The organism is Massilimicrobiota sp. SW1139 (genome assembly GCF_012027715.1).
Taxonomy (GTDB): domain Bacteria; phylum Bacillota_I; class Bacilli_A; order Erysipelotrichales; family Coprobacillaceae; genus Allocoprobacillus; species Allocoprobacillus merdigallinarum.
In genome coordinates, this window is sequence record NZ_SJOR01000002.1 from 89,634 (window position 1) to 102,800 (window position 13,167).

The window sequence follows — 13,167 nt, forward strand, 5'->3', positions numbered from 1 at the left end:
ATCATATGTTTATTATACCTAAAAAGACCATTCTATAATCATCATAAAAAGAAAAAGACTCACTGTTGCAGTAAGTCTAAAATGGGTATGTCAATATATGTTGTTTCATTTATTTGTCACGCTTTATTGCTTTGGCATGATTTCTCCAACCATGAAATCAATCGTTAATGTTGTATGATTCAATGAATATTTTATTTTACGTAAAACTCTATTCATAACACTTTTGGCATCGTCATTATGACATGCAGGCAAAAGAACAACAAACTGATTCACATTTAACCTGGATACAACATCACCAATACGAAGTCCACTGAGTAAAGCATCCTGTACTTTCGTCATCATTCTTTCAATGGCTTTTTGGGAATGTTGATCCTCAATCTGTGAATGATCAAGAATTGTGATTAAACATAACTGAGAACAAATTCCCAATCTTCCCATCATTCTTGATTGCATAGTATATATTTCTCTAAATGTTCCATATTCACAAAGAAAAGCACCATAAGCTTCATCACGTGAAAGTTCCTGTTGAATTTCCATAATATCTAAATCTTCATCATGACTTTCTTTTTTAATCATCTCATATAATTTCAGCATTGATTCAGATGGCTTAACACCCAAAGTCTGATACAATAAATCAGTTGTTGCTTTATATATCTCTTTTGCTTTTTTATACTGCTGTTGAAAATATAAAGAACGAATCCAGATTTCATAAATAGACTCTTCTAAATTATCAATCTCAATAGCACATTTAGCTATTGTTTCCATCTTCTCATAATCCTGTTTATCTTCCAACAGTTTTGCATATTCAACAACCTTATCCATATAAAGTGAATGGTAATAAACACGTTTAGATAAAGTATTATGATCTTCTTTAATTTCTACCAAATACTTCCCTGTATATTCATTAAGAAACTTTTCAAAATATTCTGGTTTTGAAGAATCTCTTAAATATTTTTTATACTTTTCAAATTCAACTGTATCTATTCTTAAATGATATGCCGAATTAATCGCATACGATCCTTTTCCAGTTATAATAAAGTCTGTAAATCCAAACTCTTTTTTTAATAAGGCTCTTAATCTATATATTAAATTTTTTAATGCTCCTATAGGATTATCAATATCATCTAAATACCATAACATTTCAATCAGTTCATTAGAAGGCACTGTTCGCTGATAATGAGATAGGAGATAAGCAAATAATTTCACAAGTTTTTCAGATTTCATCGTGTCACTATCAATTGTGCAATTATGATATGAAAACGAAAATTTACGAAACATTGTTATATTAACATAATCGTTCATCGACATATAACCACGCTCCCTATATAATCTGTGTTTTCATTTTTATTTTAATAGTTTTCTTTAAATTTGACAAGAATTTTAGAATATAATAACACAATTCAAACAAGCGCTTACATTTTTGACAAAGTTGATGTCTTTTTTTGTTATTTTTTCTATGAAATGTTCTAAAAAATAATCACTTTTACATATAATCAAAGATGAATGAATATGTATTTTTATACAGAAAAAAGCCAACTCAATGAGTTGACTTTGCTTCACATGAAATTAAGCTTTACCAATGCATCCGAATAATTCCATTTTTTCTTTAACACAAGTTTTAATAGCTTCAGCACCTGGAGCTAATAATTTACGAGGATCGAATCCTTTACCTTCTAAATCTTTACCAGCTTCAATATATTTACGAGTAGCTTCTTGGAAATATAATTGACATTCAGTATTAACGTTGATTTTAGAAACTCCTAATGTGATAGCTTTTTTAATCATATCAGCAGGAATTCCTGTACCACCATGTAATACTAATGGTAAAGTTCCTGTTTCTTGTTGAATAGCATCTAATGCATCAAAATCTAAACCTTCCCAGTTAGCAGGATATTTACCATGAATATTTCCAATACCTGCTGCTAAGAAATCTACACCTAAATCAGCAATCATTTTACATTCTTTAGGGTCAGCAACTTCACCTTTACCGACAACTCCGTCTTCTTCTCCACCAATTGAACCAACTTCTGCTTCAACTGATACACCTTTTGAATGACATAAAGCTACGATTTCTTTTGTTTTTTCAATGTTTTCTTCGATTCCATAATGAGAACCATCAAACATAATTGAAGAGAAACCAGCTTCTAATGCAGCTTTAGCTCCTTCATAACTACCATGATCTAAGTGTAAAGCAACTGGTACAGTAATATTTAAAGATTCAACCATTGCTTTCACCATTGCAGAAACTGTTTTATATCCAGTCATGTATTTAGCAGCTCCTTCAGAAACTCCTAAAATAACTGGTGCTTTTAATTCTTCCGCAGTTAATAAAATTGATTTAGTCCATTCTAAGTTGTTGATATTAAATTGACCAACAGCATAGTGACCTGCTTTTGCTTTATCAAGCATTTCTTTAGCTGAAACTAATCCCATAATTCAAATCTCCTTTACATTTTCTTTACACATATATCATACACTGATTTTATGAAAATTTCCATAAATATTCTCTTTTTTATCATTCTTTTATTGCTTTTTCTAATTGTTCTAAAGCTTGTTTTAATGTTGAACGTGGACAAGCGACATTAAATCTTTCAAATCCTTCTCCACCTGTTCCAAAGATATAACCTTCATCCAGCCATAAATGTGCTTTTTCCAACATAAATGTTTCTAATTCATCTTTATTCATACCTAAGCTTCGCATATCTACCCAAACAAGATACAATCCCTGTGGATCAATCACCTTAATTTCTGGTAGTCTTTCAGCAAAGAATTCTTTCATATAAGCTATATTTCCAGATAAATAATCTACCAATTCATCAACCCACTGAGCTCCATATGTATAAGCTGCTTCACAGGCTTCTAATCCAAAAATATTAGGATCACTCATACCTGAAGCATTTTTTTCTTTTTGAAATTTTTCACGTAGATCTTCATTTTTAATAATAATATTAGATGTCTGTAGAGCCGCTAAGTTAAATGTTTTAGATGGTGCTGTACAAATAATACTGAATTCAGCAAATGATGGATCTACATTATAGAAAGGAACATGTTCATTTCCCTCATAAATAAAGTCCATATGAATTTCATCACTAATCACATAAACATGATGTTTTTGACAAATTTTACCTATCTGATACAATTCATCACGTGTCCAGACTTTACCAATGGGATTATGTGGATTACATAAGATAAACATCTTGACATCATGATCAACGATCTGTTTTTCAAACACTTCAAAATCACATTCATAATGATCATCCTGAAATACAAGTGGGCATTCTACAACCATTCTTTCATTTAAATTGATAGATGCATCAAAAGGATAATAAACAGGTTTCATAACCATAATGGCATCACCTTTTTGTGTATAGGCTCTTACCGCTAATTTTAAAGCACCTACAACACCTGAAGTTGTGACAATCCATTCTTTTTGAATATCAAAATGATGGCGTGTCTTCATCCAGTTAACGACAGACTGATAATAACTTTCAGTTGGTGTAGCATATCCAAAAACGCCATGACTGGCACGCTTAACCAAAGCTTCTTTGACTTCTGGAAGAGTTTCAAAGTCCATATCTGCTACCCACATTGGAATCATATGTGAATCTTGCATTTTTTCACCATCATATTTCACACTGTTTGTTCCTTTTCTTTCAATCACTTTATCAAAATCATACATCTTCTCTTAATACCTCTTTTCCTTCAAATTCTGCTTTTGAAAAATGAAATAATGCTATTCCTAATGCCATTGACAAATTTAATGAATCAATTTCCTCATGATGAGGAATAAAAACACTTTGACCATAATTTAAATATGTATCATCCAAACCATGACTTTCATTACCAAAAACCAAACTATGATATTGATGAGAATGAACCTGATGAATATTTTTAGCCCCTTTCAACATAAAAGGATAGAACTCATGATCAGAAAATGCATGATAATATTCTTCAAATGAGTCATAGTAAGCAACATTCAAATGAAAGATGGCTCCCATTGATGCTCTAATGACTTTAGGATCAAAAATATCAACAGCTGGTTTAATAATAGCTAAGTTTTTATATCCAAATCCTAACATTGTACGCATAATTGTTCCCATATTTCCCATATCCATGGGATGTTCCAAAACAACATGATGAGCCTGTTGTAAGGGGGATGTATAGATTTTAAAAACGCCAATCGCATAACAATTATTTTTAGGACTTAATTTTTCAATCGTACGATCATGTACATCAATCGGAATATGATATTGTTGGCATAACTCTTGAATCATAGGATATCCCCTATTTTGATGAATGGATGAATGAACAACCACTCTGACGACATCCTGTGGTCTATGTTTTAACAGTTCAATCGTTGGAAAAACACCTAAAGTATAAGACTGATCATTTCCTTTTTTATATAATTTCATATTCTCCTTCTTTTTCCTTCCTGATGATTTGTGCCTGCTGATAATAAGACAAAGCAAAGCGATGATTCTTTTCTACATAACGTCCAAGTTCATATAATTGGCTTAACAATAAGCAAGCATCATAACTATTTAATCGTGCTGACTGATGTAAATAATCTAATGCTTTCTTTTGATTTTTATCCACAACAATACCATCAAAGTAAATCATAGCCAGTTCATAGGCACAATCTTCCTGCAGCAGATAATATCCATATATAAAATAATGCATGGCTTCTTTCAAATCCAAATCCACACCTATACCTAACTTCAATAACAGTCCAACCTTATACATACATTCTTTTTGAAAATGCTTTGCTCCTAATAAATAAGATTGAAAAGCTTCAGAATATTCTCTCTGTTTTTCTAATAAAATTCCTTTATAAAGATATGCTTCTTTTTGTTGACTTTGTGATAAATACTGGATTGCTTTTTGATCATCTTGAGTCACATAGCGTCCATACATATAAAACAGCCCCAACCTTAAAGCTGATAAGCTGTCAACATTTTGTTTGTAGTAATTGAATGCCTGTGCAATATCCTGTTCAACACCATATCCATGTTCATACATATAACCGATATAATAACAACATTCATGATATCCACGCTGATATAAATAAGAAAAGATTTCAAAAGCTTTCTCATAATCCTGTTTGATTCCAAAACCTAAAAAATAAGTTCTTGCCAGAACATAGAGATGTGAATCATTATTTTGTTGATAAGCTGTTTTTAAAAATTCTTCAACATCAGGTATTTCAAAATAATAACCTATTTCATCAATCACTTGAGAAAATACACTCACCATAAATAAAGCTTCTTCCTCACTTAATGAAGCAAATTCACATAAATAGCGAACATATCGAGAGATTTCAAAATCCTCATCAAATATAATAGCTTCAAAAACACCCAATTTCATTCCTAAAACAACCAAATAACATTCATCCATCATATCTGGTGCTTCATCATTTAAAACTTCCTCAAAACGTTCAATCTGAAACCTTAATCCATCTCCATAGCGATTAAAGACATCTATAACCTTTTCAATAATCTGAATATTCATTTATTCACTTTGATTAATCTGATGAATTGATTGTAATTCTTTTTTCGCATTGTCTCGTAGTGCTTCAAAATGTGCTTTATCAAAATGAGCACCCTGATCAATAAAATCAATCAATTCATTATATTTTTCTACAATCACTTCATATAAAGATTCTTTAATCACATAATCCAATTCATTATGAGCCTGTTGTGTGATTTGATTAATAGACTTATATTGTTCTTTAAACATGGCATCATAATCAATGACCGTTTTTTTCTTTTTAAATAATCCCATAAACTTCTCCTTTCATCACTCTTAACATTATTCTACTTGATTTCTTAAAAAAATAAAGCCCTTTTTTGATTTTCATCATTTTGATAAAAAAGTTCAACTTTTTTTCATTATCCATATAAATCATGAACTTTATTTTCAAAATTCTATAAATAATTTCCCTTTTTTAGATTTTATGAGATAATTTCATTGAGGTGAAAATATGGATGATTTATTACAATTAGAAAAGGACTTATCTTTTCAGTCTTTCGATCATGAAGATGCCTATATTTTAGGACAGATGCTTGTTGAAAAAGTCAAACAAGATCATCTCAAAAACATTCGTATCCGTATTGTTTTGCATCATGATATTGTTTTTCAATACCTGATGAATGGAAAAACAGGTGATGAATGGCTGAATCGTAAACAAAAAACAGTTGAAACATTTGGTCATTCCTCATATTATATCTGGACACAGAATGAACAAACGCATCAATATGATCATTATCTCCAAGATTCCCAGTTTGCGATATGTGGTGGTGGTTTTCCATTAATGGTCCAAAATCAAAGAATAGGATGTTGTATTGTTTCAGGATTAGAACATGATCAAGATCATCAAATCATCGTCCATTGTCTACAAAAATTAAAAAGAAAGAAGGAGCAATCATGAAATTAGGAATTTTAGGAACCGGAATGATTGTCAAAGATTTAATGACAACTTACTCAAAGTTCGATATTGAAAAAACATATTTACTGGCAACGACACAAACTCAACAAGAAGCTGAAGAATTATGTCAAAAGTATCACTTAGATCAAATCTTTTATGACTATGATCAATTATTAGACAGTGATATTGATACAGTCTATATAGCATTACCTAATCATTTGCATTATAGTTTTGCGAAAAAAGCGATATTAAAAGGAAAGCATGTGATTATCGAAAAACCAATTTGTGCCAATGCGCATGAATTACAAGATTTAATTGATTTAAGTCATGAACATCATGTCATCACTTTAGAAGCTATGAATATTCATTATTTACCAGCCTATCAATCTTTAAAAACACATTTATCCAAATTAGGACAAATCAAAATCTTAAACTTTAATTATAGTCAATATTCATCACGTTATGACGCTTTTAAAGAAGGTCGTATTTTACCTGCTTTTGATTATCATAAAGCCGGTGGTGCTTTAATGGATTTAAATGTTTATAACTTACATGCTATTATAGGGTTAATGGGACAGCCTGAAAATCAGCATTACTTTGCTAATATTGAAAAAGGTATTGATACAAGTGGTATTATGGTTTTAGAGTATCCTCATTTAAAAGCGATTTCTATTGGAGCTAAAGACTGTAAAGCGCCTATTACTTCAACTCTTCAGGGAGATCAGGGCGTTATTGTGATTGATAAACCTATGAATCAGATCACTGAATATACATTCATTGATAATAAAGGACATCAGACAAAATATGAATTCCCTCAAGATCAGCATCGTTTATATTATGAATTTGAAGAATTTATCAGAATCATTAATGAAAAAGATTTTGAAAAAGCACAAGCCATGATAGAATTAAGTTTACAGGTTGCTCAAGTTATGGAAAAAGGTAGACAACAGGAAGGAGTTATTTTTGACAATGATCAACAATAAATTAGTATTAGGTTATATTGGAAATGGGAAAAGTGCCAATCGTTACCATATTCCATTTGTTTTACAAAGACAAAACAAATTTATGATTAAAAAGATTTTTGATATTCACGTTCGTCATGATATATGGAAGGCCATTGATGGTGTAGAATATTGTGAAGATGTCAATGCATTACTACAAGATCCTGATATTGATATGATTGTTGTGTGTACAACACATCATTTTCATTACAATTATGCCAAAATGGTACTAGAAGCAGGTAAACACTGTTTAGTAGAAAAACCATTTATGGAAAATTCAAAACAGGCAAAAGAAATCTTTGATTTAGCGAATCAAAAAGGATTATATTGTTCTGCATATCAAAATAGACGTTATGACAGTGATTTTTTAACTGTTCAAAAAGTCATTGAAAGTGGAAAATTAGGTGATTTATTAGAATTAGAAATGCATTTTGATTATTATCGTCCTGAAGTTCCAGAAAATGTTGATCACTTTGATCCAGCCCATTCTTACTTATATGGTCATGGATGTCATACTTTAGATCAAGTGATTTCTTATTTTGGTCGACCTGATCATGTTCATTATGATGTCAGACAATTGCTTGGTGAAGGAAGAATGAATGATTATTTTGATTTGGACCTTTATTATGGGACTTTAAAAGTTTCTGTCAAATCAAGTTATTTTAGAATCAAAGAAAGACCAAGTTTCATTGTTTATGGAAAAAAAGGAATGTTTGTCAAGCAAACAAAAGATCGTCAGGAAGAACATCTGAAATTATTCTATATGCCTGATCATGAAGATTTTGGAAAGGATACTCCTGCACATTATGGTGTATTAACATATGTAGATGATCAAGGTCAATATCACGAAGAAAAAGTTCCTAGTGTTGATGGTGATTATGCGAGAGTTTATGATGGTATCTATGATTGTATAGTCAATGGAAAACCGCAAATTATTACACATGAACAAACCCTTTTACAAATGGAAATGTTAGAAAAAGGAGTTCAAAATTTAAAATAAAAGAGATTTCCTATTGTGAAATCTCTTTTTATGATTGTCTATTGTCTATAGACTTTTTTTGCTTTTTATACAACAAGGAATAAAGAATACTCAAAACATATTGAAAAGATATCTGCGAATAAAATGTAGCTATTTTTTCATTTTTTTCTTTATGAGGAATCAATATATGATAGTGACTGTATTTAAATAGAATATCATCATGATTAGAGGTGATTGTGATGATAGGCACATGATTATATAATAATATTCTGAGCGATTCACGATAAACATCCTGCTTAGAATAAGTGATAAATAAGGCCACATCTTGAGGTGTAGCAGCCTTAGAAAAAGAAACTTCTTCTTTATTTTCTGTTGCGATATAAAAGAATTTTCCTATTTTGATGAGTTTATTAGTAAAACCCATAGCAGTAATCTTGGAATCTCCAGTCGCATAAATAAAGACTCTTTGACTACGATCAAGTAAATCCACAATTTTTTCGAGTTCATCTATATCTAACTGACTATTAATCAAGTCAATACTTTCCTTATAAACACGCGCTAAGCTATTAATAATCTGCCAGGTCGGTTCATCACTTTGAAAAGGAAATGAAAAATCAATATCCTGCCTGACATATTTTAAAGACTCCATATAACGCATAAAGTCTATTTTAAAATCACGAAAGCCTTTATAGCCTAGTTTTCTACATAGTCTAATAATACTTGCGTTCGAAGAAAAAGTTACCTGTGCTAATTCTTTAATCGTCATGTTGATGACAGCCTGTGGATTTTCTTTGATGTAATGGACAATCTCTAATTCATTTTTTGTAAATAAAGTTTCATTGTCTAACAAATCAATGATATTCATAGCTTTCACTCCCTTTTTCCCATTATAACATGCCTCTTTTCTTTTTGATAAGTCCTTTCAAAATAATAAACATGTTTTATTCATTCGCATACATTCTTAAGACGCTTTGTATTTTCAAATATATATAAACATGATATAATGCACAAAAAAGGAGGAAGTTTATGCATCATCTTGCTTGTCCCAAATGCCATGAACCACTTATTCTCGATGGTAAAAGTTATCGTTGTCAAAATGGTCATTGTTATGATATTGCGAAACAAAAATATATCAATCTCTTATTAAATCCAGATAAAGCCACAAATAATCCTGGTGATAATAAAGAAAGTCTTCTATGTCGTCAACATCATTTAAATAAAGGCTATTATGATGGTATTTTAAATGAAGTTATGCACTGTCTAACAAAATATACATCTTCTCCACGTCAATTATTAGATTTAGGATGTGGTGAAGGCTACTATACATATCGTATCAAAGAACTATTAAATGACGATTCAACAATTTATGGCTTAGATATTTCTAAAATTGGTATTCAAATGGCTACAAAATATACCAAAGATATTTATTGGATTGTAGGTAATTCTAAAAACATTCCTATTGATGATCATTCTTTGGATGTTATAACAGCTTTATTTACGGTTGTTAATGCACAGGAAATAGAACGCTGTCTAAAGAAAAATGGCTATATCATTCATGTTACAGCTAATCCTTATCATCTTGTGGAATTCAAAGAACTGATTTATGATGAAATTAAAATCAAATCTGATCAACATATACGTTTACCTTTTTCAGTTGTTGAAAGTTATGATTATAAACAGACCATTCATTTACAGACAAAAGAAGATACACTCAATCTTTTACAAATGACACCCCATTATTATCATATTAAAAAAGAACGTCGTCATGTTTTAGATACTTTAGGTGAATTTGATGTGACTATTGATATTCGTATAACAGTTTATCAAGTCTCATGAAATATCAGATTCGTCACTCTTATTTAACACTCTTTATTGATTCACCTATATCCATCATTGATTTATTTCAACAGTTTCATTTATCTAAAAAAACAATTCATCTTATGAAACAAAATAAATCATACCTTGTCAACAATCGTTATGTTTCACCTTCAACAGTATTAGTCAAAGGTGATCAATTGACATTCAAAGCTTTTCAAGAAGATGATGGGATGTATCCACCCGTATATGAAGATTTAAATATTGTTTATGAAGATGAGTTTTTATTGATTGTGAATAAACCACCTTTTCTTCAAGTCTTTCCAGCTAAACCAGATGATACAAATTCTTTGGCGCACCGTGTCAGTGGCTATTATCATCAACAGGGTTATAATCTTCCCGTTCGTTTTATTCATCGTTTAGATTATGAAACAAGTGGATTAATGATTTTTGTGAAATGTGCATTTGTACAGCCTTTATTAGATTATCAATTGTCTATGAAAGACATTCATCGTCATTATTTGGCTATTGTTGAGGGGACTTTTCATGATCATCAATGGCATACCATTGATAAACCGATTGGTAAAGACCGTCACCATCAACAACGTATGATTGTGCATCCTCATGGTAAAAAGGCATGTACACATTATCGTTGTCTTTCCAGCAAGAATCATCTTTCTTTGATAGAATGTGTTTTAGATAGTGGCAGAAAACACCAGATTAGAGTCCATATGTCTGCTATTGGACATCCTATTTTATCAGATCATCTTTATGGTCACTCTTCTGCTCTGTTGAATCATCAGGCGTTGCACGCTTATCAAATAGAATGCATTCATCCTATTACCAAAGAAAAACTGACCTTGACTTGTCAACCCCCATCAGATATGTTGAAACTTATAAAAAAAATGGGTCCTCAATTTTGAGGATTCTTTTTCATACTGACCATTTTTATAACATTCTTTTCATTTATATCAAACAAGATATGAGCATCTATTTCACGACGTATACCACAATCAGAAAACACAATCCATTCTCCATCACGACTATGTTTATACCCTGTGATACAAACCCAATGCCAATTATCATCTTCAAGTTCTTTGGCCTGATGAGATAAAATCAGTAAGCTTACTGGATTACCTTCATCTATACTCTTTTCAACAAAGTTCATAGCCTGCCAATAACTTTTAGGCTGTTTCATGTAAACAGGTTTCAAGAACACCTGCTTTTCTTGCATCATCTGACAAAATGTTCTTGCAAATTTATATAAAAATGGATAACCCATTCTTCCTGGAGTAAAGCGTTGAAACATCTGATTCATAATTTCTAAAAATTCTGACTTTGACATTTGTGTGATAGATAAATAATATGTATAAAGATGACTTGCTAAAACACTGGCACAACCAGCCTTTTTGGCCCAATCATCTAAAAACCAGTCCTGGTTACCACCATAGCCAATACATTGACCGTTTTCATAAATATGAATCATATCCAATTCTTTTTTCATACTTGATCCTCCTTGACATTATTGTAACATACCCACAAAATATTGTATAATGATTCCAATGTCTTAAAGATGGGAGGGATTTTTTTGGCAACAAATTTCACTGAAATCATTAAAAATCAATCTGTACTTTCAAATAAACAAAAAATCAATATTATCATTCAATTAAGTATTCCTACGATTTTATCACAAATTTCTTCTATTTTGATGCAATATATTGATGCTGCGATGGTTGGACATCTCGGTCCTGATGCTTCAGCTTCAATTGGAATTGTATCAACCAGCAGTTGGCTTTTAAGTGGTCTATGTAGTGCTATGGCAACCAGTTTTGCGGTTCAGGTGGCACAACTCATTGGTGCAAGTCAATATGAAAAAGCACGTCGTACTTTCAAAACTGCGCTTATCACATCCCTCATTTTTTCTTGTATATTATTAATCATCGGTGTGCTTGTAAATCAAAGTTTATTAACATGGTTAGGTGCTGATCCAGCTATTTTTGATAATGCTTCTGCCTATTTTCTTGTTTTCACATTAAGTTTACCTATTTTACAATTAAATAGTTTATGCAGTTCCATGTTACAATGTAGTGGTAATATGAAAATACCGAGTTTACTCAATGCTTCCATGTGTGGATTAGATGTGATTTATAATCTTATTTTCATTCATTACTTTGGTGTTGTGGGAGCAGCCATTGGAACAGCGCTTGCCCAGTTAACAGTCTGTTTTATCAATCTCTGGTATACAACTTGTCATTCTTCTCTTTTAAAGTTTCAAAACCATGAAAAGTTCTATCTTGAAAAAGAAACATTGAAAAATGCTTTTCAGATTGGAACACCTTTAGCTTTTGAACATATAGCCATTTGTGGTGCCATGGTGATGTCTACAAAGATTATTGCCCCTTTAGGAACAATTGCAATTGCTGCTCATTCCTTTGCAATCACTGCTGAAAGCTTATGTTATATGCCTGGATATGGACTGGAAGCTGCCGCAACCACATTAGTTGGTCAATGCATGGGTGCTCAAAGAAAAGAACTTGCAAAGTCCTTTTCCAATTTAACTGTTGACTTTGGCGCTATCATCATGGGAATCATTGCAATTGTTATGTTTGTCATTTCACCATTTGTTTTTCAAATCTTAACTCCAGATGTGCAGACCCAACAGCTGGCTACAGAAGTTTTACGAATTGAACTTTTTGCCGAACCACTCTATGGTGTTTCCATTGTAGCTTCTGGTGCCTTGCGTGGAGCTGGAGATACACTTATACCAAGCTTACTCAATCTTTTGAGTATTTGGGGTGTTCGTTTATCTCTATCCGTTCTTTTTGTTCAAACTATGGGATTACATGGTGTCTGGCTGGCTATGTGTATTGAATTATGTGTCAGAGGTTTATTGCTTCTCTATCGTCAACAACGTGGTCAATGGCTGGAAAAATCACTATAAAAGACAT

At 31.5% G+C, this 13,167-nt stretch carries 14 protein-coding genes; 6 read left to right on the top strand and 8 right to left on the bottom strand.

Going from position 1 to position 13,167, the window contains the following annotated elements; genetic code table 11:
• Positions 1 to 123: 123 nt before the first annotated feature.
• From E0K96_RS01770 to E0K96_RS01795, 6 genes are all read right to left on the bottom strand, one after another.
• A complete protein-coding gene (locus E0K96_RS01770; protein ID WP_206080530.1) occupies positions 124 to 1,224 on the bottom strand; it encodes an AfsR/SARP family transcriptional regulator in 1,101 nt (366 codons plus the stop codon).
• 342 nt (positions 1,225 to 1,566) lie between these two features.
• Complete coding sequence (gene fba / locus E0K96_RS01775; RefSeq protein ID WP_168080736.1) at positions 1,567 to 2,433, bottom strand: class II fructose-1,6-bisphosphate aldolase; 867 nt, start codon at positions 2,431 to 2,433, stop codon at positions 1,567 to 1,569.
• An 82-nt stretch (positions 2,434 to 2,515) separates the two neighbouring features.
• Positions 2,516 to 3,679, bottom strand: a complete 1,164-nt coding sequence (locus tag E0K96_RS01780) for a MalY/PatB family protein (protein WP_168080738.1) — start codon at positions 3,677 to 3,679, stop codon at positions 2,516 to 2,518.
• Positions 3,672 to 4,412 carry a TrmH family RNA methyltransferase gene (locus E0K96_RS01785; RefSeq protein WP_129738438.1) on the bottom strand — a complete coding sequence of 247 codons (741 nt, stop codon included), beginning with the start codon at positions 4,410 to 4,412 and terminating at the stop codon, positions 3,672 to 3,674. Before E0K96_RS01785 ends, E0K96_RS01780 begins: the two co-directional genes overlap by 8 nt.
• Positions 4,399 to 5,508, bottom strand: a complete 1,110-nt coding sequence (locus E0K96_RS01790; RefSeq protein WP_168080740.1) for a tetratricopeptide repeat protein — start codon at positions 5,506 to 5,508, stop codon at positions 4,399 to 4,401. Before E0K96_RS01790 ends, E0K96_RS01785 begins: the two co-directional genes overlap by 14 nt.
• Positions 5,509 to 5,781 (bottom strand): hypothetical protein, encoded by a 273-nt coding sequence (locus E0K96_RS01795; protein ID WP_087244150.1) that lies wholly within the window; start codon positions 5,779 to 5,781, stop codon positions 5,509 to 5,511. It lies immediately after the preceding gene.
• Positions 5,782 to 5,980: 199 nt separating this feature from the next.
• On the opposite strand from E0K96_RS01795, the gene E0K96_RS01800 reads away from it, so the two are divergent.
• From E0K96_RS01800 to E0K96_RS01810, 3 genes are read left to right on the top strand one after another with little or no spacing between them, the layout of a single operon-like run.
• Complete coding sequence (locus tag E0K96_RS01800) at positions 5,981 to 6,427, top strand: heme-binding protein (protein WP_168080742.1); 447 nt, start codon at positions 5,981 to 5,983, stop codon at positions 6,425 to 6,427.
• A complete protein-coding gene (locus E0K96_RS01805) occupies positions 6,424 to 7,407 on the top strand; it encodes a Gfo/Idh/MocA family protein (RefSeq protein ID WP_168080744.1) in 984 nt (327 codons plus the stop codon). Before E0K96_RS01800 ends, E0K96_RS01805 begins: the two co-directional genes overlap by 4 nt.
• Positions 7,394 to 8,425: a Gfo/Idh/MocA family oxidoreductase gene (locus E0K96_RS01810; protein ID WP_168080746.1), complete on the top strand. Its 1,032-nt coding sequence runs from the start codon at positions 7,394 to 7,396 to the stop codon at positions 8,423 to 8,425. Before E0K96_RS01805 ends, E0K96_RS01810 begins: the two co-directional genes overlap by 14 nt.
• Positions 8,426 to 8,453: 28 nt before the next feature.
• Here the strand turns inward: E0K96_RS01810 and E0K96_RS01815 are convergent, their stop codons facing one another.
• The gene (locus E0K96_RS01815; RefSeq protein WP_168080748.1) at positions 8,454 to 9,269 is read right to left on the bottom strand and encodes a MurR/RpiR family transcriptional regulator; all 816 of its coding nucleotides are present in this window, start codon (positions 9,267 to 9,269) and stop codon (positions 8,454 to 8,456) included.
• Positions 9,270 to 9,430: 161 nt separating this feature from the next.
• On the opposite strand from E0K96_RS01815, the gene E0K96_RS01820 reads away from it, so the two are divergent.
• Entirely contained in the window at positions 9,431 to 10,240 is an 810-nt protein-coding gene (locus E0K96_RS01820) for a methyltransferase domain-containing protein (RefSeq protein ID WP_087304493.1), read from the top strand.
• Entirely contained in the window at positions 10,237 to 11,142 is a 906-nt protein-coding gene (locus E0K96_RS01825; RefSeq protein ID WP_168080750.1) for an RluA family pseudouridine synthase, read from the top strand. The genes E0K96_RS01820 and E0K96_RS01825 overlap by 4 nt, the downstream gene beginning before the upstream one ends.
• Here E0K96_RS01825 and E0K96_RS01830 read toward each other — a convergent pair.
• Positions 11,133 to 11,723: a hypothetical protein gene (locus tag E0K96_RS01830; RefSeq protein WP_168080752.1), complete on the bottom strand. Its 591-nt coding sequence runs from the start codon at positions 11,721 to 11,723 to the stop codon at positions 11,133 to 11,135. The genes E0K96_RS01825 and E0K96_RS01830 overlap by 10 nt on opposite strands.
• 84 nt (positions 11,724 to 11,807) lie before the next feature.
• Here E0K96_RS01830 and E0K96_RS01835 point away from each other — a divergent pair, with 84 nt between their 5' ends.
• Positions 11,808 to 13,160, top strand: coding sequence for an MATE family efflux transporter (locus E0K96_RS01835; protein ID WP_206080531.1), 1,353 nt, complete (start codon positions 11,808 to 11,810; stop codon positions 13,158 to 13,160).
• The last annotated feature ends 7 nt before the right edge of the window (positions 13,161 to 13,167 follow it).